Raw genomic sequence first — 19,571 nt, 5'->3', positions numbered from 1 at the left:
AAAAACCACTATCCAGCTAGAATCTGCGTCACATCAAAAAAACGATGGACCCTCAATATTCGAGGCCATCGTCTGTTGGTTTTGCCTGTAAAATCCCCATGCTTTCTATATGCCTTCTTCCTTCATCAGTACCTAGAGCATAAATCATCTCGTAAATTTTTTGGAGTGTGATATCCTGTTTATCATTTTCACGGTCAAAATGGTATTGAAGGTATGGGACGTGTGCCCGGTAAAAATTTTCTTCCCCTACTGAATAATTATAATCAAATAATTCACGTAACTTGATGATTTCATCATCGGTCGCCTCGATTTCGAAATTCCATGGAGAACTTTCCCTATCTTGTGTTATCTGCCCATTCGGAAGCCAAATGTAGTATTTTTTCCTGTTTTCAGACACATCCATCCACCCTTTCCATATAACCTACGCTTATTTTTCACGTATTTCCCTACTTCATACAATGGAAAATTTTGTTTACAGAAGAACAAAGATGTTAAATAATAGATTAAAGTATCTTTCAAAGGGTAAAACATATAATAAGCCCAAGCATCCCTTAAGATTTTTATATGCACCCAGAGGTTTTTTTGATAACCTACATATAAAGAGATAACGGATTTCTAATAAATGTGAGGTGAGAGTTTTGAAGTTAATTGAAGAATTATACAATATGTACCGTGATAAGATGACTGGTGATGAAGAGGATATTGATATGCTTACTTTTGCGGTTCTGGAACAACTTGACCGCAAGGAAATTTTCGAATTGCTTCAAGAGATGGATGATCAAGAACTAACCAATTTAATGGGCCTTTACATTATTGAAACGTTAAAAGGGAAGTTCGCTCAAAATAGTTTGAACGACACGAAACCTACACATTTTCCGCCTAGGAATATTCATTAATACATACCTAGTCAGGTGTCCCTCTTTTGATGGATGCCTTTTTTATTGTTTTAACCTAAAAAAAAAAAAGCCCTGCCGAAGCAGGGCTTTTCCTATATCTTAATGTCCTAAATACGCTCGCAGCATCCAAGCATGTTTGTTTAGGCTTTTCTTCATGCCTGTCAGCATATCAGCCGTAACCGGATCTTCTTCTTCGGCAACTTCGATGATTTCCAGGAACTCTTCGGAAAGCTTCTCAAAATCATTGATGACGCTTTGAACCATATCTTCCGTATTTTCATTACCTGTCGCTTCTTCGATCGTCGTTAATTCCATGTACTCTTTAAGCGTAGCGACCGGTTTTTCACCAATGGCCAATAACCTTTCAGCCAATTCATCATAATTGGATGTCACTTCTTTATATAATTCTTCCAATTTTTGATGAAGTTCAAAGAAGTGCGGTCCATTCACGAACCAGTGGTAATTATGAATTTTGGTATAAAGAACACTGAAGTTTGCAATTTCCTTATTCACTAAAGTTCCTAATTTTTTCTGAGCCATAAATATCTACCTCCGTAAGTTGGTTATACCTTTATAATTCCCCCTATTCGAAAATTGAAACATTTTCTGACTCGGTTCTTATGCTAAAATGAATCTAAATTGTGAACGTTAGGAGCTGTGAAGTATGATTACGGTTTTAGTCATCTCCATCATTGTGATTCTGATTGTATTGGCATTATCGGTCCTAACAATCGGAAAAGGGTACAGCTACAAGCATACAGTGGATCCCATCGATCCTTTGCCTGAGGATGAGGAAAAAAAAGAAGAACCCAAAAAATGAAAAAAGTTCCTGTCACAATAGGACAGGAACTTTTTTATTAACCGAATACTTTATGAAGATCTTCTTTATTTTGTGTAAGCCAGAAATTCATTAATTTCTTGGCTCCTTCAAGATCATGCAATTTTGCTTGGCCGCATTGTTTTTCGTTTGCAGCGGGAATTTCGGTAATTGTAACAGCATCCTTGAATGTATCTTCAAGAACATCGATGATTTCCGTCACTGTCGGCTCACCGCTGACAACAAGGTAATATCCTGTTTGACATCCCATTGGCGAAATATCGATAATATCAAAGTGATCGTAGCGCTCGGAATGCTTACGGATATTGAATGCAAGCAAGTGTTCCAGGGTATGGATCGTATCCGGCTTCATCGCTTGTTTATTAGGCTGGCAAAAACGGATATCAAATTTATTAACAACACCGTCTGTTCCTACCTTATGGACACCGCAATGTCTAACATATGGGGCTTTAACAGCATTATGATCTAATTCAAAGCTTTCAACTGAAGGCATTTAATTCACTCCTTAATTGTATGTCATCTCTATTTTACCTTGAATAACAATATATTTCATCCTTTAAAATTAATTCTTATTATATCTATCGGATTACCCATATACTTATTCCTTTTTTACCCTTATTGGAAATATAGAAAATATGCTATAATGAAGGGTAGTGAATTTACTCGAAAAGAGATGAAAGCATTGTGTTGAAAAAAATATTAATGGGAATCATCCGTTTTTACCAAGTTGCCATTTCTCCACTAAAACCGCCTACCTGCCGTTTTTACCCAACTTGTTCCCATTATGGTTTGGAAGCGATCAATCGTTTCGGACCTATAAAAGGAAGCTGGTTAGCACTCATCCGGATTCTTAAATGTCATCCGTTTCATCCAGGGGGCATTGACCTCGTTCCTGAAAAAAAAGAAAAAAGTGAGGACCAATAGAAAAAATCCTTGCTTTCTTTTGCAATCTTTTGTATCATACAGAAGTCAAATCGTAATCATTTCGTTTTTACCATATAAAATTCAAATCGTAATCAATACGAATTATAAAGGAGCATTTCAAATATGAAAATCCGAGCATTGCTCTCACTTTTCCTTGTTACTGCGGTATTTCTGTCGGCCTGCGGCAACTCAAAGGGAGAATCGAGTAAAGAAGAAACCAAGGATGCCTTAGATATATATACGACGGTTTACCCTTTACAGTACTTCACGGAGGCCATTGGCGGGGAGTACGTAAATGTCGAGACGGTTTATCCTCCCGGAACGGATGAACACTCATTCGAACCCTCTCAAAAAGATATTGTAAAAATGGCTGAGTCAGACCTATTTTTCTATATTGGCTATAATCTTGAAGGCTTTGTAACCAAGGCTGAACCAATACTAAGCAAAGAAGGTGTCAGTACAATCGCGGTGGGCGAAACGGTTCATCTTGATGAAGATGCACACGAAGAGGAACATTCACATGAAGAAGACGGTCATGACCATGGGGGCGTTAATCCGCATTTGTGGTTAGATCCCATTTATTCCATTGACATGGCTAGAACCATCAAGGACGAATTAATAAAAAAAATGCCGGAACAGGAAGAATATTTCAACAGCCAATTCAATGAGCTTTCCGAAAAGCTCGAGGCACTTGATGAAAAATTCGCGACGACGATCGAGTCGGGCCGTACCAATAAAATCATCGTTTCCCATTCAGCATATGGTTATTGGGAGGAACGCTATGGTTTGGAACAAATTGGCGTCACAGGACTAACGTCTTCAAACGAACCTTCTCAAAAGGAATTGGGGAAAATCGTAACCATGGCTGAAAAAAAAGACTTGAACTACGTCATCTTTGAGCAGAATATCAGTTCTAAACTAACCGAGATCATCCAAAAGGAGATGGGAGCGAAATCACTTGAGCTCCATAACCTTTCCGTGTTGACGGATAAAGATATCGAAGCCGGTGAAGATTATTTCAGTTTAATGGAAAAAAATATCAAGACACTTCAAACTGCATTGCAATAGGAAAAAAAGCGGGCCCATTGGGTCCGCTCTTTTTTTGTCCCTCACTATTTGATGAGTTTTTTGGTTATTCCTTTAAATGCTTCTCACGGATCTTTTCCATCTTCATCATCAAATCGGTACCGATCGTTGATTCGAATTCCGGGTAGATGACGGTCATCTCATCCATCCATTCCTTCTTTTCTTCATCTGACAGTTTATAGATGTCGATATTCGATTTTTGCTGGATTTCCTTAAGTTGTTCCTGATTCAATTCATTTGATTTGATCCATAGCCATTTCGTTGTATCATCCATCGCCCGTTGGATTTGCTGCTGGATGTCCAACGGCAGTTTGTTCCAAAACGGCTTGTTTATCATGACGACATAGCCTAAATAGCCATGATCACTGATCGTTAAATATTTTTGCACCTCATATAATTTCTTGGAATAGATATTCGAAATCGTATTTTCCTGGCTGTCCGTTTCATTGATTTCAAGGCTTTTAAACGTTTCATTAAACTCCAGCTCTGAAGTTGTCGCCCCAAAATGATTGAATTGGCTTTCCAGAACTGCACTTGGCATGATTCTAAAATTCTTTCCTGCAAAATCACTTGGATGACGTATCGGTTTACTGCTTGTAATCTGTTTATAGTTATTCGACCAAAATGCGAGTCCCTCGATATCGATGGTGTTCAGCTGCTTAAGCAGTTCTTCCCCCACTTCGCCATTTAATGCTTCCTGCAAGGCTGCGTCCGTTGGAAAGACGTAAGGAAGGTCCAATAGCATCCATTTCTTTGATATGCTCGTGATTTTAGATGTAGTTGGAGCAATCATCTGCACCTTGTTTTCTTGTAATGCTTCGATTTCTTCATGATCACTATATAATGACTGATTAGGATAAACTTCAATTTTGACACGATGATCTGTATATTCATCGACAAGTTGGGCAAACCGGTTCGCAGCTAGTCCTTTAGGTGTATTTTCGGCAACGACATGACTGAACTTAATCACGATTTGATCCTTCATCCCGACCTGCTCCTCATCCTTTGGCAAATTGAAACCGAAGCTTGTAAAGAACGATTGAAACGATATATACACTGCTACCAACAGCCCCAGGCCAATTAATAATAAGTACCCCCATAATGCACGCATACCGACACTCCTCACCGCTCACTTCACATTATCACTATTCTATCACAGCTTTTTACTGTCGTAATACAATGCGCGAAAAATAGCGAAAAGTGATAGAAATTCTGTTACTATAAAGTATAGAAGTAATGGAGGAAAAACAATGGATAAATCCTTTCATATGCCCATACAAATTAAAATCACCCTGCTATCATTTGTAATCGTCGCTTTTTCGATACTAATAGGCGGGATTTTTATATTCGGAAACATCGTTTCGGTCAGGGAAGATGAAATCGGCAAACGATCCATGATCACTGCCCATACCATTGCCGAACTCCCTGAAGTACAAAAATTGGTCCGTGAGCCCGAAGGATGGACGCAGCTCAATCCGATTATTGAAAACTTGAGGAAAATCCATCAAGCCGATTATATAGTTGTGCTCAACAATCAGCATATACGTTATTCCCATCCGGTGTTCAGCCAATTGGGGACCCCTTCGGAAAGCAGTGATGAAAGCGCTGCGTTCGCTGAGCACGAGTATCTTTCAAAGGCGGCTGGCGATCTTGGCATTTCCGTCCGCGCCTTTGTCCCGATCCTTGATAAAAATAGAGAGCAAATCGGCGTCGTTCTGGTAGGGAATATCTTGCCCACGATACCCGAATTAATCAAGGATCTTAAGGGGGAAATCGCGATTATCCTGGTCCTTACACTCCTATTCGGGGTATGCGGCTCATGGCTCATGGCAAAAAGGATAAAAAAAGAGACCTTCCAACTTGAACCACATGAAATTTCACGGATGTTGGTTGAAAGGACAGCCGCATTCAATGCGATGCATGAAGGGGTCATCGCCATAGATAATAATGAAACAATCACGATTTTCAATGAAAAGGCTAAGCAAATATTCAATATCAACGATGAAGTCATAGGCAAAAATATCAATGATGTTATACACGATACCCGTCTCCCGGAAGTGCTCGACCGGACATCTCCCATCTTCAATCAGGAAATCTCCGTTCAAAACAGGAATATTGTAAGCAACCGGGTACCAATAAAGATTGCGGATAAAACGATCGGTGCCGTGGCCATTTTCCAAGATCGGACCGATGTGACGAAGCTAGCTGAAGAGTTGACTAGTGTCAAGGCATTCGTTGAAGCCCTGCGTGTTCAAAACCATGAACATATGAACAAACTTCATACGATAGCCGGATTGATCCAGCTAGGTAATCTTGACGAAGCGCTGCATTACATTTTTCAGATCACGGAAGAACAAGAGGAATTGACCAGGTTTTTAACGAAGCACATTCACGATGATAATTTAGTGGGGCTGATATTAAGTAAGATCTCATTGGGACGGGAACTCGGAATCGAGCTCATCATGGACAAGCACACGAAATTGGACCGCTTCCCCGCTGATTTGGATCATCACGATTTTGTTTTGATAATCGGAAACCTGGTCGAAAACTCATTCGCAGCGCTAAAGCATTGTTCCGAGGAAACAAAACAGGTTTATTTATCCATCTACCAGGATGAACGTCACTGTCAAATCGTGCTTGAGGATAATGGACCCGGCATTCCCGAGGACATTCATAAAGATATATTCGAGTATGGTTTTACAACAAAAGGTGCGGAAGGATCAGGAATCGGTCTTTATCTTATAGACCAAATTGTAAAAAAAGCGAACGGCGAAATGAAATTCACGACACGCCCTAACGAAGGAACAAGCTTTTTTCTTTCTTTTCCGATGCACGATATAGAGGAGAACCAAAATGACTAACGAAATTCGTGTACTTTTAATTGAAGACGACCCAATGGTCCAAGAGGTCAACAAACAGTTCATCGAGCGCCTGCCTGCCTTTAAAGTCGTTGATACAGCTTCAAATGGGCTTGAAGGTCTGGATAAAATCAGGCAGTCTAAACCCGACCTTGTCATTTTGGACATCTTCATGCCTTCTTTAAACGGGGTTGATACACTTTATCAAATCAGAAAAGAGCAAATTGATGTGGATGTCATCATCATTTCAGCGGCAAATGATCAGAAAACGATCCGAAAAATGATGCAGAACGGGGCTTTTGACTATTTAATCAAGCCATTTAAATTCGATAGGCTAAAACATACGCTGGAACAATACTTCGCTTTTCGGATGGAGGTTGAGCCTGACCATCAAATTTCTCAAACCCAGCTCGACCGAATTCTCTTTCAAAATAAAACACATTCTGAAACGAGTCCGAAACATGATGTTCCCAAAGGATTGAATGGCGCGACTCTTGAGCAAGTGACGAAGTTCATAAAGACCCAGCCTGGGTCACTATCTGCAGAAGAAGTGGCTGATGGAATTGGTATCGCCAGAGTTACAGCAAGACGCTATCTTGAATACTTGCATGGCGAAGAAGTCCTTCAGCTTGACGTACAGTATGGCAGCATAGGCCGCCCCGTCAATAGGTACCGGCTTAAAAAACCTTAAAATGCATGGGGACCGGCTCGAAAACGGTTCCCTTTTTACTTTTATTCTTTACGCACCTGTCTTCCGGTCATAGAGGCCCCACTTTCTCTTCAAATGAAACAGCTCGCACTCCTCCAAAGCCGTCACTTCTTTTACGACATAGTCAGGCATGCCTCTTCTCAGTAGAATTTCCGCAATTAGGTACGGTTTTTTCATACACTCTCCCCTCCCTTGCCATTCTTTTAAATTCATTATACAAAATAATCCAATAAAGAAAAAATAGACAAAACCCCATTTTCCGAAAAAAAAATATGGTTTATCCGGCCATTTAAATGAATTTTCTAAAATCTGTAGGGGCGCTTTCAGTAATTCCCCTTCCGCCCGACTGCCTGCCTCGCCACAGGCATCCAGCAGGACCTAGTGGTTCGGGGAGATGCCAATCGAAACTTCAAACTTTTATTTGTTATTTATCCTATTAAATCATTTACCAAAAGGGTGGGATTCCTGTCCAAAAAATACTAATTGGGTGATTTACATAGACCGTGGGATGTAAAAGGAAGGTTATCAATATTTGATCAAAAGAGGCGTGATGCACCTCTTTTGATGTTTTCACTTGTACAGCTTACTATATGTAGTCAATTCCTTTAGCCGCTTTTCATTGATGGCAAAACCAATTCCAGCTTTATCGGGAACTTGGATCATGCCGTTTTCGACAATGACTTCGGGATCGATTATATCCTCTTCCCAATAACGAGATGAAGATGATATATCCCCGGGAATCGTGAACCCTTTTAATGTGGCCAGTGCGATATTATGTGCACGTGAAATGCCAAATTCAATCATACCGCCGCACCATACGGGCACACCATTACCCAGGCATAGATCATGGATTCTAACAGCTTCCATCCAGCCGCCGACTTTAGCCATCTTAATGTTGATCACCCCACAGCTTTGGAGCGACAGCGCACTTTTGGCATCATGAAATGAATTTATGCTTTCATCAAGGCAAATGGGTGTCTGCAGCTGTTTCTGCAAAAATGAATGTTCCACGATGTCGTCATGTCCAAGCGGCTGCTCAATCATCATCAGCTTAAACACATCAAGCTTCTGGAGATGTGGGATGTCATCAAGACTGTACGCTGAATTGGCATCTGCCATTAGCGGGATATCGGGATAGGCCCGACGTATTTCCCCTAAAAACTCCAGATCATTTTGAGGATTGATCTTTATTTTATAACGCTGATAACCAAATCCGGAAAAATCCTCGATCTGGTGCATCGCGTCTTCTATATCATTGGATGCAATGACTACACCAGCGGCCACTTCACTTCGCTCGCCGCCAAACAGCCGTCCGAGGTAGACTCCTTTCTGCTTCGCATATAAATCGAGGATTGCCTGCTCTAAAGCTGACTTCGCCATCGCATTCCGTCTGATTCCGCTCCATAAGTTCGGCAGCTCATCAGGATGCCTGATCTGACTGGCCAATGTCAGCGGGATTAAGAAGTCATCCAACATATGAAAGCATGTCTTGGTCGTTTCTTCGGTATACCAAGGACTTGTAAAAGGGACAGCTTCCCCGTATCCTATCAATCCGTCTTCATCCATGGCTTCGACAATTATCACTTCCCGATCGCTTACCGTTTCGAGATGCGTCTTGAATGACCGCTTTAAAGGGGCCTTAATGAGCTTAAGGGAAATGGAGGATAACTTCATTGCCATTCCCCCATTTCCTTCTTCAGTTCCCGCCTCAAAAGCTTGCTTGCGCCATTCCGGGGAAGCTCCTTACAAAAAATCACGTTCCGGGGAATTTTATAAGACGCCAAATATCCCCTGCAATATTCCAGCAGTTCGCTCTCATCAAGCTCTGCATCTTGATGCAAGACGACAAAGGCAAGCGGGACCTGTCCCCATTTTTCATCGTCAGTCCCCGTCACCCCCGCTTCGAAAACATCAGGGTGCATACTAAGGACATTTTCAATCTCTGCCGGGTAGACGTTTTCACCGCCGGAAATGATTAAATCCGAGCGTCGGTCAAGTACATATAAAAACCCTTCCTCATCGAGATATCCAAGGTCCCCAGTATAAAGCCATCCATCGGTAATGGCCTGCTGTGTAGCGTCCAACCGATTAAAATAGCCTTTCGTCACATTCGGACCTGAAACCACGATTTCGCCCACTGCTCCCGGTTCACACATCGTGCCGTCTTTCTCTATCCGTAACTGCGAAGGAAACAAAGGCTTTCCCGCCGAGCCGATTTTTGTCATGCTATACTCCGGTGCCAGTGTCACAATCTGTGAAGACGTTTCGGTCATCCCATATGTTTGATAGACGGGAATCCCTTTCTCCTTACATAACTCAAGTAAATGGACGGGTGCAGGGCCGCCGCCCAACAGGAAACAGCGAAAGGTTTCCGGATAGCCGGTTCCCTTCAAATCCTGTACCATTCTATTCAGCATCGCCGTCACGACCGAAATGATCGTCACACCATTTTCCTGGATGCTCCGGTTTGCTTCCCGTTCATCGAAACGTTCTGCCAAAACGACTTTCATGCCATAAATCACATTTTTCATCAGGATGGATAAGCCGCTAATATGAAAGATGGGCACCGCACAATACCACGCATCCTCCTCATGCAATCCGAGGTTCAGAACCGACCCGACGGCACTCCACCAATGGTTGCCGAATGTTTGGATCACTCCTTTTGGATTTCCTGTCGTACCTGATGTATACATGATCGTCGCAGTATCCTCAAGGTAAAACTCTTGAAGTATCTCAGCAGTGCCATCCGGCAATCCTTCCATTAGGTGAAGGTTCAACTCCGGGAGAATCTCACCAATATCAGAGAGTTTGCCGGAGAAGGAGCCTTCTGAAACCAAATGGGCAGTTCCACTATCCCCGATCTGCCAGGACAGCTCTTTTGCCGTTAGCTTATTATTCAGCATCACAATCTTTACACCGAGGTAAAGTAGTGCATGGATAACGACAACACCATCAATATGGTTACGTAGCAAAACCGCACATGAATCGCCAGCGCCCAGACCAACGCTTGCCAGCTTACCAGCCATTTTCTCCGATAATGTATGCAGTTCAAGAAAGCTATACGTATGACCTTCAAACTCGATTGCCGGGCGATCCGGTGAAAGATGCGCCCGATTTTTCAGCCAGTTCGGCAACTTTTCTTCTGCCATTGCTGCTTACCCTCTTCCATTTTGATATAGAAAACAGCCCGGCGATTTTCCGCCAAGCTGTCAGTCTCATCGATTCACGCGTTTCATTAAGGGAAACGAGGGAATTGCCCAAAGTCCGGAGTGCGTTTTTCTTTGAATGCATCGCGGCCTTCTTTTGCTTCTTCTGTTGTATAGTATAAAAGTGTAGCGTCACCAGCCAATTGTTGAAGACCTGCAAGGCCATCCGTATCAGCGTTCATTGCCGCTTTCAAGAAACGAAGTGCAGTCGGGCTCTTCTCAAGCATTTCTTCACACCATTTAACCGTTTCCGTTTCCAATTCGTCCAAAGGTACAACCGTGTTGACCAATCCCATATCCAATGCTTCCTGTGCATTGTATTGACGGCATAGGTACCAGATTTCGCGCGCCTTTTTATGACCCACGATACGTGCAAGGTAGCCAGAACCATAACCAGCATCAAAGCTTCCTACATTCGGTCCAGTTTGTCCGAAAATTGCATTGTCAGCAGCGATCGTCAAGTCACATACCACGTTCAAGACATTACCGCCACCAATTGCATATCCTGCAACCATGGCTACGACCGGTTTTGGAATTACGCGGATCAAACGTTGCAAGTCAAGAACATTTAGACGCGGAATGTTATCTTCACCTACATATCCGCCATTTCCGCGTACTTTTTGATCTCCGCCTGAACAGAATGCTTTGCCGCCTACACCTGTTAAAATAATGACACCAATGCTTGAATCATCACGCGCCCTTGCGAATGCATCAATCATTTCAGCAGTCGTTTTTGGCGTGAATGCATTATGTACATGTGGTCGGTTGATGGACACTTTTGCAATCCCGTTATATTTTTCATACAGAATTTCATCATACTCACGTATTGTTTCCCATTGTATCGTCATCTTAATTCCTCCCTTTATTTCGCTTTAAAAACTCACTTATTATTTTACCAAACTTTTCTCCAACTTCCACATGAATCGCATGTCCCGCATCATTTATTATTTTCCATTCGGCCCGCTTCAGCTTTCTCTTCATGGAGTCTGCAATGTCACAAAATTTACGGTCAAGTTCACCGGTTACAAGGAGTACAGGGAAATCAAGAGTTTGCAATTGTTCCCAATATGATGCCTGACTGCCTGTCCCCATACCAAGAAGGCTATTGGAAAGGCCGGCAGGATCATTTGCCAATCGCTGCTCCCGAATGGCCGACCTGGTTTTGGACGACAGCCGTTTTTGACTTTCAAACAGCGGGATGTTTTCCCATTTATCCACAAACGCTTCCATGCCATTTACAAGAATCCGTTCGGCAAGCTTCCTATCATTTTCCCTTCGGATTTCCCGTTCCCCTTCTGTTAAAAGGCCTGGTGAAGCGCTCTCCAATATCAGTGTATCAACATACTCGGGATACAAACAGGCAAATCCCAATCCGAGCCTTCCGCCCATCGAGTATCCAAGGATATGGGCTTTCGGGAAATGTAACACATCCAAAATATACTTGATATCCTCAGCCACACGCTCCATGTCATACCTTCGATGATCGGCTGGTGACGCAGACATGCCATGACCGATGATGTCAACCATTATCATGGTGAACCTGTCACTCAGTAGCGGAATGAGGAATTTCCATGTATCCCGATTTCCCGTAAATCCATGTAAAAGTACAAGAGGATCCCCATTTCCCGTTATTTCAACAGCATAATTGACATCCTTGCTGACAATATTCATGATATTTCCCTGTCTAACACCATTTTTATTTCCTGGGAAACAAAGCTCCACAAATTTCGATGCTTTTGTAAATTGGACTCTCTTTCTGTCGGTACTTCGATGATTTTCAGACCTTGAATTTCAAATGACTCCGTAAATACCTTCTCAAACTCATCCCAACTTTGGACCTTGCTGTATTTACCGCCATAAAGCTGTGAAGTATGGGAAAAATCAAGCCCATGAGGCGTGCCGAATAGCGTTTCGAAATGTTCCCTCTCATTCGCCTGCGGCAAGAAGGAGAATATGCCGCCGCCATCATTATTAACCAGCAATATCGTGATATTTTGTTTTTGAAGTTTTGCCGCAAGCAAGCCATTCATATCATGGAAAAAGCTTAAATCCCCGATTGCCAGCACTGTATTTTTTGATACCGTGCTTACGCCAAGAGCAGTGGAAACGACACCATCGATCCCGTTCGCACCTCGATTTGCCATGGTTTTGATTCCTTTTCCATTATTCAAAAAGAAAGTATCCAAATCACGTATAGGCATGCTATTCCCGACAAACAGCGTCGATTCCAATGGCATCATATCAGTAAGCAGGGCGAACAGCTTTCCTTCACTTAACTCCGATTCATCCCTGACGGAGGCCAGGGCATCCTTCGTCGCTCCGTTGACGGTCTGCCATAAACGAAGCCAATCATCATCAGGGGAAGAAATAATTTTATCAGCAATTTTTAAACAAAAATCTTTCTCTTCGCTGTAAATCATATTCGCTGCCAATCCGGCAGGTTCACGCCAGCCTGCTCCGCCATCGACGACCAAAGTGATTGCCTGTTTTTGGTTTTTCATGAATAACAATAAGGGTTTAGAAACAGGCATTGCCCCGAAACGCAAGATCACTTCCGGCCTGAAAGCCGCTTTTGCCGTCTCATCGCGTAGAAACGTATCATACGCATCAATTATGACGGCTTTGCCGTGACTTCCGCTCCTTAACTGGGAAAGGGGATCAGCCAGTATAGGAAAAGCAAGTTTTTCCGCTAATGCGACGATGGCTTCCTTCATCTCCGGATACGGTAATTCTCCACATACAATCATACCTTGCTTAGCTTGTGACAATGTAGTTGCTACAGCTTCTATTTGTGATGCGGACAGTAACCGTTCTCCACTGTCAATCAACACTGCAGGCGTCATTTTATTTTGCCTGTACTCCTTTGCTTTCTCCAGATCCGGAATCAATGGTTCACGAAGCGGGAAATTCAAATGTACAGGCCCTGCAGGTTCAGCTGCCGCTGTAGCCACTGCCCTTGCACCGACCGTTCTGGCATACCGCATCATCCCATCCGTGCTTTCAGGAAGTGCCATTTCGACAAACCATTTTACATGTCTCCCGTAAAGATGTATCTGATCGATCGCCTGCGGGGCTCCGACATCACGCAATTCATGCGGGCGGTCAGCGGTAAGTACAATAAGCGGCACTCTTGAATAGAAAGCCTCAATGACGGCTGGATAATAGTTTGCTGCGGCTGTACCGGACGTACAAAGAAGTCCGACAGGTTCTTTTAAGGCCTTAGCCAAACCAAGGGCAAAAAAAGCAGCCGAACGCTCATCCACATTAATATGAATCTCGATATCAGGATGTTCCACCAGCAACAAAGCTAGGGGCGTGGATCGTGAACCTGGGCTCACCACCACATGCTTCACCTCATTTTGTGCCAGCTCATCGACGAATGAAGCAGCATACGCTGTCAATGCATCTCGGTCATTCATTAAGATTTCCTCCTAAAGCACTTAACATCGGATTGAATTTAATCCCTGTTTCCCTGAATTCACTTTCGGGAGTCGAATCTTCGACTACCCCGCATCCGGCAAAGAGGGATGCCTCATTATTCTGTAATAGGGCAGAACGTATCCCTACAGCGAATTCCCCGTTTCCATACGTATCCACCCAACCTAAAGGACCCGCATAAAAGCCTCGTTCAAGACCTTCCATTTCCCGAATCCGGACAACAGCCTTTTCTTTTGGAAGTCCGCCCATGGCAGGTGTTGGATGGAGGTTCTCGACGAATTCAAAAATCGTGACATCTTCCTTGGATATACCGCGGACAGGTGTGTACAGATGCTGGATATGACGGTTTTTCATAAGCGTCGGTTGTGCCGGAACCATCACCTTTTCGCATACAGAATCAAAAGCATTGGATATCATCGACACGACATATTCATGCTCTTGTAAATTCTTTTGGTCATGAAGCAATTCTTCACCAAGACAAACATCTTCCTGCTCATCTTTCCCTCGTCCCATCGATCCGGCAAGACAGGTTGAAAAAACTTCATTTCCCTGTTTCTTAATTAAACGTTCAGGGGTGGCACCTACAAAACAGTCACCTCCAGCCTCCAAACTGAAAATATAGCTTAATGGCTGCTCTGCAATCAATTGTTCAAGCACTTTCCCTGAATCGATGGAACGTTCAAAAACAAGTCGAAGCTCCCTTGCCAAAACGATCTTGTCGAGATCTGTCGTCTTGATTTCCTGAACAGCCTCTTCGACCGTCCGCTTCCATTCCTCAGGTTCGACTTCCCTCTGCATAACCAGGGAATTTGCAGCCGATCCATTGCCATCCAAGCCTTCTAAAAGAAAAGCTTCCCGTTCATTTATCATATCTATGAAGAGTTTTTCTGAATCATCAGGCGAACAAAGTAAGTTTGTCGTTAAGTAAGCTTGTTTCCCCACTATTGACAGCATGAAGGCAGGTATATAAAACAGGTTGTCCCCGAACTGGTTCCACAGGAGCGTACTGTCCGTTTCATAATCAAACGAAAAGCCTCCAAACAGTAAAGGACCTGTCGCTTCCACATCGGTCACTCCTGTTTTGACAGCAGTATTCTGCAATTTGATCCAGCTCTTTTCGACTTCTCTATAACGTTCGGCATTCGATGCCGCTTTGAGTTTCTTAACATTGCCTAAACCGGTGATGGTTATTTCCTTTGCAGGGTCCTCCCAGAAAAAGCGTTCACCCGCGTACCGTTCTCTTCCAGCTTGATAAAATGAAAGGGGGTTGTTGCAATTAACTTTCTTAATATGACTGAATAGAACTTGATCATTCAAGTCCTTCGCCTTTTGTATAGCTGAAGCCAGTCCCTGAAACTGTTCAGTTTCCTCTGAGATAGCCAAAAAAATCCCCCCAAATGTACATTTTAAAAGCTTTTTAACCTATTTAAAGATACACCTCCCTTGAACCTCATGTCAATAAAACGCCCCTTTACCGTCCGATTCTTTCCTGCTTTTTTCCTTATTATATGAATCTTAGCGAATGCAGAGAAATATCCTTGATTCTGGAAATGCATCATCCATGAATTCCAAATATCACCCTTGCCCACTTTTCCTGCATTTATTAGGATAACCTTTTGTGCAACATTTCAATATTTGTTATAATTTCGAGAGAACCAATAATGATTTTGAGGAGAGAAATAATGCAAACAGAATACGACGGACTTCCCCTTAAACGGACCTGGAAAATTTGGTGGGAGTTAATTCGTCCACATACACTAACCGCAGCTTTTGTCCCAGTCTTGCTTGGAACTGTTATTGCACTTTTGGAAGATGGAGTGAATTGGTTATTATTCGCTGCCATGATGATTGCAAGTATCCTGATTCAAGCTGCAACCAATTTATTCAATGAATACTATGATTTCAAGAGAGGTTTGGATACGGAGGAATCCGTAGGCATCGGCGGCGGGATCGTCCGTCATGGGATGACCCCCAAACTAATCATGAACTTGGCCCTTGGCATGTATGCCATCGCCTTGATAATTGGAATCTATATCTGTGCCGCATCATCTTGGTGGCTTGCTGCAGTAGGACTCGTTTGCATGCTTGTCGGCTATCTTTATACAGGCGGCCCCCTGCCCATTTCATATACACCATTCGGGGAACTTTTTTCTGGATTGTTCATGGGCTTTTTGATAATCCTGATCGCCTATTTCATTCAAACCGGTGATGTTTCTTCAACAGCCATCTTAATTGCCATTCCAAGTGGAATATTGGTCGGGTTGATCAACTTATCCAATAACCTGCGTGACCATGACGGAGATAAGGCACATGGCCGCAAAACGATGCCAGTAGTCATGGGTCGGAAAAACGCCCTGACATTCATGGCAATCATGTTCGCCTTCTCTTACCTATGGCTAGTTGGGCTAGTCCTTACCGGAAGCGTAACGGCGTGGATCCTCCTTGCCTTCCTAAGCATCCCGAAAGCCATGGCCGCAATCAAAGGCTTCGTAGGTAAAACGCAGCCGATCACGATGGTGCCAGCAATGAAAGCCACGGCCCAAACAAACACATTCTTTGGCTTACTCATGGCCATTGGATTATTCATCAGCTATCTTATATAACCTCCGAGGACTGAGCTCATCCGCTCAGTCCTTTTTTTCTATCATCCGTTCCATATTGTTTTCCTATCCCCCGAATCGGGTAATAGATAATACAACCATCTTACCAATATAAAATGATATTTAGACTTTAGAAGGAGTGAATCCGATATGGCAACGAAACAACAAACGCAAAAATTCAAAAAAGAACTGCTCCAGGAAAAGAATGAGCTAAGTAATAGAATTCAAAATGATGAACAATCCGTTCTGGATAAAAGCCAGACCGAATCCGTAGGGGAATTATCATCCTATGATAATCATCCCACTGACCTAGGAACCGAATTATTCGAGATGGAACGGAATCAAGCACTCGATGAGCACGCACATTCCGAAATGGAGAAAATCGATGAAGCTTTGAAAGCCATGGAAGAAGGTTCGTATGGCCATTGTAAAACCTGCAATAGGGAAATCCCTATCGAGAGGCTTGAAGCGATCCCAAGTACCCTCTACTGTGTCGAGCACGCCCCAGAACGGCCACTTTTACAAGACCGGCCTGTGGAAGAGGATATACTAATTCCTTCCAAGGGTGATCATTTTGAAAATCGTCATGGAATCGAAATGGTGGATAAAGAAGATAGCTTTGGTGAAGTTGCCAAATTCGGTACATCCGAAACACCATCCGATTACACAGGCGATCATGACAATTATAATGATCTTTATAAAACCGAGGATGAAACGAACGGGTTTCCTGAAGACTATGAAGGATATGCCGCAAATGATATCGAAGGAAAAAATAGAGTGAATATAACGAACAAAAAGCAAAAGGAATTTGAAGATACACTGGTGGAAGAAAATATAGAATCCAATCTTGGAGACATTCCCTATAAACAAAAAGATAGTTATATCAATGAAAAGAAATGAAAAAAAGAAGCATACATGAATGTATGCTTCCTTTTTTGTTATGACCCGTACGGGATTCGAACCCGTGTTACCGCCGTGAAAGGGCGGTGTCTTAACCGCTTGACCAACGGGCCAACTGGCGGAGAAGGAGGGATTTGAACCCTCGCGCCGCTCGCGCGACCTACACCCTTAGCAGGGGCGCCTCTTCAGCCTCTTGAGTACTTCCCCATGGCTCCGCAGGTAGGACTCGAACCTACGACCGTTCGGTTAACAGCCGAATGCTCTACCACTGAGCTACTGCGGAACAATGAATATGGTGGGCCTAAATGGACTCGAACCATCGACCTCACGCTTATCAGGCGTGCGCTCTAACCAGCTGAGCTATAGGCCCATATTTGGAGCGGGTGAAGGGAATCGAACCCTCATCATCAGCTTGGAAGGCTGAGGTTTTACCACTAAACTACACCCGCGAAATGGGGCGACTGATGGGAATCGAACCCACGAATGCCTGAACCACAATCAGGTGCGTTAACCACTTCGCCACAATCGCCGTAATTTTTTATAATATGGTGGCTCAGGACGGAATCGAACCGCCGACACAAGGATTTTCAGTCCTTTGCTCTACCGACTGAGCTACTGAGCCACATATGTATTCAATTTAAAGAATGGCGGTCCCGACGGGAATCGAACCCGCGATCTCCTGCGTGACAGGCAGGCATGTTAACCGCTACACCACGGGACCTAATAATTGCGGGGACAGGATTTGAACCTGCGACCTTCGGGTTATGAGCCCGACGAGCTACCGGACTGCTCCACCCCGCGACGGTAATAATGAAACGATTCGCATCAAGTTTTCGTGTATATCGTTTCGTCCGCATCCTTTATGTAAGGGTGTTTCAAAACAACTTGCTGCTTTTTTTAAAAAATGGAGGAGGTAGAGGGATTCGAACCCCCGCGGGATTTGACTCCCCTGTCGGTTTTCAAGACCGATCCCTTCAGCCGAACTTGGGTATACCTCCATGGCTTTTGAAAAGTGAATATGGTGGACCTTGTAGGACTCGAACCTACGACCGGACGGTTATGAGCCGTCTGCTCTAACCAGCTGAGCTAAAGGTCCTTATATTTATTGGTAGCGGCGGAGGGGATCGAACCCCCGACCTCACGGGTATGAACCGTACGCTCTAGCCAGCTGAGCTACACCGCCAATATAATATAAGTATCTGATTGAAAAATGGTGGAGCCTAGCGGGATCGAACCGCTGACCTCCTGCGTGCAAGGCAGGCGCTCTCCCAGCTGAGCTAAGGCCCCATTCATTAAAAATCACGTGGTCGGGAAGACAGGATTCGAACCTGCGACCCCTTGGTCCCAAACCAAGTGCTCTACCAAGCTGAGCTACTTCCCGCAATAAAAACATGGTGCGCCCGGCGGGAGTCGAACCTACAACCTTCTGATTCGTAGTCAGATGCTCTATCCAATTGAGCTACGGGCGCATATTATGATGGTGCCGAGGACCGGAATCGAACCGGTACGGTAGTCACCTACCGCAGGATTTTAAGTCCTGTGCGTCTGCCAGTTCCGCCACCCCGGCACATACGAAAAGTGGAGCGGAAGACGGGATTCGAACCCGCGACCCCAACCTTGGCAAGGTTGTATTCTACCACTGAACTACTTCCGCATGAAAGATGCGGGTGAAGGGACTTGAACCCCCACGCCTTGCGGCGCCAGATCCTAAGTCTGGTGCGTCTGCCAATTCCGCCACACCCGCATATAAAATGGTGAGCCATGAAGGATTCGAACCTTCGACCCTCTGATTAAAAGTCAGATGCTCTACCAACTGAGCTAATGGCTCGTGCTTGTACTATCTTAAAATGGTGCCGGCAAGAGGACTTGAACCCCCAACCTACTGATTACAAGTCAGTTGCTCTACCAGTTGAGCTACACCGGCAGGTGTAAAATGGTGGAGGATGACGGGATCGAACCGCCGACCCTCTGCTTGTAAGGCAGATGCTCTCCCAGCTGAGCTAATCCTCCATATGAAACCTGCTTGGCGACGTCCTACTCTCACAGGGGGAAACCCCCAACTACCATCGGCGCTGAAGAGCTTAACTGCCGTGTTCGGAATGGGAACGGGTGTGAC

General features: G+C 43.9%; 19 protein-coding genes, 21 tRNA genes and 1 rRNA gene. 8 read left to right on the top strand and 33 right to left on the bottom strand.

Going from position 1 to position 19,571, the window contains the following annotated elements; genetic code table 11:
• Window positions 1–52: 52 nt before the first annotated feature.
• A complete protein-coding gene (locus BW986_RS19860; protein ID WP_081395714.1) occupies window positions 53–403 on the bottom strand; it encodes a hydrolase in 351 nt (116 codons plus the stop codon).
• A gap of 226 nt (window positions 404–629) precedes the next feature.
• On the opposite strand from BW986_RS19860, the gene BW986_RS19855 reads away from it, so the two are divergent.
• Entirely contained in the window at window positions 630–896 is a 267-nt protein-coding gene (locus BW986_RS19855; RefSeq protein ID WP_370662567.1) for a DUF6154 family protein, read from the top strand.
• Window positions 897–995: 99 nt separating this feature from the next.
• Here BW986_RS19855 and BW986_RS19850 read toward each other — a convergent pair whose 3' ends face one another.
• Window positions 996–1,436 (bottom strand): Dps family protein, encoded by a 441-nt coding sequence (locus tag BW986_RS19850; RefSeq protein ID WP_076370002.1) that lies wholly within the window; start codon window positions 1,434–1,436, stop codon window positions 996–998.
• A 124-nt stretch (window positions 1,437–1,560) separates the two neighbouring features.
• On the opposite strand from BW986_RS19850, the gene ytzI reads away from it, so the two are divergent.
• A complete protein-coding gene (gene ytzI / locus BW986_RS19845; protein WP_076370000.1) occupies window positions 1,561–1,716 on the top strand; it encodes a YtzI protein in 156 nt (51 codons plus the stop codon).
• Between the two features lie 37 nt (window positions 1,717–1,753).
• On the opposite strand, the gene BW986_RS19840 is transcribed toward ytzI, so the two are convergent.
• Complete coding sequence (locus BW986_RS19840) at window positions 1,754–2,227, bottom strand: S-ribosylhomocysteine lyase (RefSeq protein WP_076369998.1); 474 nt, start codon at window positions 2,225–2,227, stop codon at window positions 1,754–1,756.
• Window positions 2,228–2,436: 209 nt separating this feature from the next.
• Here BW986_RS19840 and yidD point away from each other — a divergent pair, with 209 nt between their 5' ends.
• Complete coding sequence (gene yidD / locus BW986_RS19835; protein ID WP_377400061.1) at window positions 2,437–2,658, top strand: membrane protein insertion efficiency factor YidD; 222 nt, start codon at window positions 2,437–2,439, stop codon at window positions 2,656–2,658.
• A gap of 123 nt (window positions 2,659–2,781) precedes the next feature.
• A complete protein-coding gene (locus BW986_RS19830) occupies window positions 2,782–3,726 on the top strand; it encodes a metal ABC transporter solute-binding protein, Zn/Mn family (protein WP_076369994.1) in 945 nt (314 codons plus the stop codon).
• Between the two features lie 64 nt (window positions 3,727–3,790).
• Here BW986_RS19830 and BW986_RS19825 read toward each other — a convergent pair whose 3' ends face one another.
• Window positions 3,791–4,855, bottom strand: coding sequence for a DctP family TRAP transporter solute-binding subunit (locus tag BW986_RS19825; protein WP_076369992.1), 1,065 nt, complete (start codon window positions 4,853–4,855; stop codon window positions 3,791–3,793).
• A gap of 139 nt (window positions 4,856–4,994) precedes the next feature.
• On the opposite strand from BW986_RS19825, the gene BW986_RS19820 reads away from it, so the two are divergent.
• Together BW986_RS19820 and BW986_RS19815 are read left to right on the top strand one after the other, a co-directional pair.
• Window positions 4,995–6,605, top strand: a complete 1,611-nt coding sequence (locus BW986_RS19820; RefSeq protein WP_076369990.1) for an ATP-binding protein — start codon at window positions 4,995–4,997, stop codon at window positions 6,603–6,605.
• Window positions 6,598–7,293 carry a response regulator gene (locus BW986_RS19815; RefSeq protein WP_076369988.1) on the top strand — a complete coding sequence of 232 codons (696 nt, stop codon included), beginning with the start codon at window positions 6,598–6,600 and terminating at the stop codon, window positions 7,291–7,293. The genes BW986_RS19820 and BW986_RS19815 overlap by 8 nt, the downstream gene beginning before the upstream one ends.
• A gap of 48 nt (window positions 7,294–7,341) precedes the next feature.
• Here BW986_RS19815 and BW986_RS30320 read toward each other — a convergent pair whose 3' ends face one another.
• The 7 genes from BW986_RS30320 to BW986_RS19785 form a co-directional block, all read right to left on the bottom strand.
• Window positions 7,342–7,488 (bottom strand): hypothetical protein, encoded by a 147-nt coding sequence (locus BW986_RS30320; protein ID WP_179086120.1) that lies wholly within the window; start codon window positions 7,486–7,488, stop codon window positions 7,342–7,344.
• A gap of 393 nt (window positions 7,489–7,881) precedes the next feature.
• Window positions 7,882–8,985, bottom strand: a complete 1,104-nt coding sequence (gene menC, locus BW986_RS19810) for an o-succinylbenzoate synthase (protein WP_076369986.1) — start codon at window positions 8,983–8,985, stop codon at window positions 7,882–7,884.
• Window positions 8,982–10,460, bottom strand: coding sequence for an o-succinylbenzoate--CoA ligase (locus tag BW986_RS19805; RefSeq protein WP_076369984.1), 1,479 nt, complete (start codon window positions 10,458–10,460; stop codon window positions 8,982–8,984). The genes menC and BW986_RS19805 overlap by 4 nt, the downstream gene beginning before the upstream one ends.
• Window positions 10,461–10,546: 86 nt before the next feature.
• A complete protein-coding gene (gene menB / locus BW986_RS19800) occupies window positions 10,547–11,365 on the bottom strand; it encodes a 1,4-dihydroxy-2-naphthoyl-CoA synthase (RefSeq protein ID WP_076369982.1) in 819 nt (272 codons plus the stop codon).
• A 1-nt stretch (window position 11,366) separates the two neighbouring features.
• Window positions 11,367–12,188, bottom strand: a complete 822-nt coding sequence (menH, locus tag BW986_RS19795; RefSeq protein ID WP_076369980.1) for a 2-succinyl-6-hydroxy-2,4-cyclohexadiene-1-carboxylate synthase — start codon at window positions 12,186–12,188, stop codon at window positions 11,367–11,369.
• Window positions 12,185–13,936 (bottom strand): 2-succinyl-5-enolpyruvyl-6-hydroxy-3-cyclohexene-1-carboxylic-acid synthase, encoded by a 1,752-nt coding sequence (gene menD / locus BW986_RS19790; protein ID WP_076369978.1) that lies wholly within the window; start codon window positions 13,934–13,936, stop codon window positions 12,185–12,187. Before menD ends, menH begins: the two co-directional genes overlap by 4 nt.
• Entirely contained in the window at window positions 13,929–15,338 is a 1,410-nt protein-coding gene (locus BW986_RS19785) for an isochorismate synthase (RefSeq protein ID WP_076369976.1), read from the bottom strand. The genes menD and BW986_RS19785 overlap by 8 nt, the downstream gene beginning before the upstream one ends.
• Before the next feature lie 299 nt (window positions 15,339–15,637).
• Between BW986_RS19785 and BW986_RS19780 the strand changes: the two genes are divergently transcribed.
• Window positions 15,638–16,558 carry a 1,4-dihydroxy-2-naphthoate polyprenyltransferase gene (locus tag BW986_RS19780; protein WP_076369974.1) on the top strand — a complete coding sequence of 307 codons (921 nt, stop codon included), beginning with the start codon at window positions 15,638–15,640 and terminating at the stop codon, window positions 16,556–16,558.
• A gap of 147 nt (window positions 16,559–16,705) precedes the next feature.
• The gene (locus tag BW986_RS19775; protein ID WP_076369973.1) at window positions 16,706–17,455 is read left to right on the top strand and encodes a TraR/DksA C4-type zinc finger protein; all 750 of its coding nucleotides are present in this window, start codon (window positions 16,706–16,708) and stop codon (window positions 17,453–17,455) included.
• 41 nt (window positions 17,456–17,496) lie between these two features.
• Here the strand turns inward: BW986_RS19775 and BW986_RS19770 are convergent.
• The 22 genes from BW986_RS19770 to rrf form a co-directional block, all read right to left on the bottom strand.
• A tRNA-Glu gene (locus tag BW986_RS19770) sits at window positions 17,497–17,568 on the bottom strand.
• A 3-nt stretch (window positions 17,569–17,571) separates the two neighbouring features.
• A tRNA-Ser gene (locus tag BW986_RS19765) sits at window positions 17,572–17,662 on the bottom strand.
• 1 nt (window position 17,663) lies between these two features.
• Window positions 17,664–17,738, bottom strand: a tRNA-Asn gene (locus BW986_RS19760).
• A 10-nt stretch (window positions 17,739–17,748) separates the two neighbouring features.
• Window positions 17,749–17,825, bottom strand: a tRNA-Ile gene (locus tag BW986_RS19755).
• A gap of 5 nt (window positions 17,826–17,830) precedes the next feature.
• Window positions 17,831–17,904 (bottom strand) — tRNA-Gly (locus BW986_RS19750).
• 4 nt (window positions 17,905–17,908) lie between these two features.
• A tRNA-His gene (locus tag BW986_RS19745) sits at window positions 17,909–17,984 on the bottom strand.
• 17 nt (window positions 17,985–18,001) lie between these two features.
• Window positions 18,002–18,077, bottom strand: a tRNA-Phe gene (locus tag BW986_RS19740).
• 23 nt (window positions 18,078–18,100) lie between these two features.
• Window positions 18,101–18,176: transfer RNA gene (locus BW986_RS19735), tRNA-Asp, on the bottom strand.
• A gap of 6 nt (window positions 18,177–18,182) precedes the next feature.
• Window positions 18,183–18,256, bottom strand: a tRNA-Met gene (locus BW986_RS19730).
• Window positions 18,257–18,360: 104 nt separating this feature from the next.
• Window positions 18,361–18,453 (bottom strand) — tRNA-Ser (locus BW986_RS19725).
• 21 nt (window positions 18,454–18,474) lie between these two features.
• A tRNA-Ile gene (locus tag BW986_RS19720) sits at window positions 18,475–18,551 on the bottom strand.
• A gap of 10 nt (window positions 18,552–18,561) precedes the next feature.
• A tRNA-Met gene (locus BW986_RS19715) sits at window positions 18,562–18,638 on the bottom strand.
• Between the two features lie 28 nt (window positions 18,639–18,666).
• Window positions 18,667–18,742, bottom strand: a tRNA-Ala gene (locus BW986_RS19710).
• 17 nt (window positions 18,743–18,759) lie between these two features.
• Window positions 18,760–18,836, bottom strand: a tRNA-Pro gene (locus BW986_RS19705).
• Window positions 18,837–18,847: 11 nt separating this feature from the next.
• Window positions 18,848–18,924: transfer RNA gene (locus BW986_RS19700), tRNA-Arg, on the bottom strand.
• A gap of 9 nt (window positions 18,925–18,933) precedes the next feature.
• A tRNA-Leu gene (locus tag BW986_RS19695) sits at window positions 18,934–19,022 on the bottom strand.
• A 12-nt stretch (window positions 19,023–19,034) separates the two neighbouring features.
• Window positions 19,035–19,109 (bottom strand) — tRNA-Gly (locus BW986_RS19690).
• Window positions 19,110–19,117: 8 nt separating this feature from the next.
• Window positions 19,118–19,199: transfer RNA gene (locus BW986_RS19685), tRNA-Leu, on the bottom strand.
• An 8-nt stretch (window positions 19,200–19,207) separates the two neighbouring features.
• Window positions 19,208–19,283, bottom strand: a tRNA-Lys gene (locus BW986_RS19680).
• 20 nt (window positions 19,284–19,303) lie between these two features.
• Window positions 19,304–19,379, bottom strand: a tRNA-Thr gene (locus BW986_RS19675).
• A 10-nt stretch (window positions 19,380–19,389) separates the two neighbouring features.
• Window positions 19,390–19,465, bottom strand: a tRNA-Val gene (locus BW986_RS19670).
• An 11-nt stretch (window positions 19,466–19,476) separates the two neighbouring features.
• Window positions 19,477–19,571, bottom strand: a 5S ribosomal RNA gene (gene rrf, locus BW986_RS19665); the annotation flags it as partial.

It is taken from the genome of Peribacillus simplex (assembly GCF_900156045.1).
Taxonomy (GTDB): Bacteria; Bacillota; Bacilli; order Bacillales; family DSM-1321; genus Peribacillus; species Peribacillus simplex_D.
Note: the sequence above shows the minus strand (reverse complement) of the source record. Positions and strands in the feature narration are given on the sequence as shown.

Bases quoted from the DNA above. Each gene is read 5' to 3' on its own strand.
- BW986_RS19825 (WP_076369992.1), bottom strand. From the start codon at position 4,855: ATGCGTGCATTATGGGGGTACTTATTATTAATTGGCCTGGGGCTGTTG.
- BW986_RS19830 (WP_076369994.1), top strand. From the start codon at position 2,782: ATGAAAATCCGAGCATTGCTCTCACTTTTCCTTGTTACTGCGGTATTT.
- BW986_RS30320 (WP_179086120.1), bottom strand. From the start codon at position 7,488: ATGAAAAAACCGTACCTAATTGCGGAAATTCTACTGAGAAGAGGCATG.
- yidD (WP_377400061.1), top strand. From the start codon at position 2,437: ATGGGAATCATCCGTTTTTACCAAGTTGCCATTTCTCCACTAAAACCG.
- menC (WP_076369986.1), bottom strand. From the start codon at position 8,985: ATGAAGTTATCCTCCATTTCCCTTAAGCTCATTAAGGCCCCTTTAAAG.
- BW986_RS19850 (WP_076370002.1), bottom strand. From the start codon at position 1,436: ATGGCTCAGAAAAAATTAGGAACTTTAGTGAATAAGGAAATTGCAAAC.
- menD (WP_076369978.1), bottom strand. From the start codon at position 13,936: ATGAATGACCGAGATGCATTGACAGCGTATGCTGCTTCATTCGTCGAT.
- BW986_RS19840 (WP_076369998.1), bottom strand. From the start codon at position 2,227: ATGCCTTCAGTTGAAAGCTTTGAATTAGATCATAATGCTGTTAAAGCC.
- BW986_RS19860 (WP_081395714.1), bottom strand. From the start codon at position 403: ATGGATGTGTCTGAAAACAGGAAAAAATACTACATTTGGCTTCCGAAT.
- BW986_RS19805 (WP_076369984.1), bottom strand. From the start codon at position 10,460: ATGGCAGAAGAAAAGTTGCCGAACTGGCTGAAAAATCGGGCGCATCTT.
- BW986_RS19815 (WP_076369988.1), top strand. From the start codon at position 6,598: ATGACTAACGAAATTCGTGTACTTTTAATTGAAGACGACCCAATGGTC.
- menH (WP_076369980.1), bottom strand. From the start codon at position 12,188: ATGAATATTGTCAGCAAGGATGTCAATTATGCTGTTGAAATAACGGGA.
- BW986_RS19780 (WP_076369974.1), top strand. From the start codon at position 15,638: ATGCAAACAGAATACGACGGACTTCCCCTTAAACGGACCTGGAAAATT.
- ytzI (WP_076370000.1), top strand. From the start codon at position 1,561: ATGATTACGGTTTTAGTCATCTCCATCATTGTGATTCTGATTGTATTG.
- menB (WP_076369982.1), bottom strand. From the start codon at position 11,365: ATGACGATACAATGGGAAACAATACGTGAGTATGATGAAATTCTGTAT.
- BW986_RS19820 (WP_076369990.1), top strand. From the start codon at position 4,995: ATGGATAAATCCTTTCATATGCCCATACAAATTAAAATCACCCTGCTA.
- BW986_RS19775 (WP_076369973.1), top strand. From the start codon at position 16,706: ATGGCAACGAAACAACAAACGCAAAAATTCAAAAAAGAACTGCTCCAG.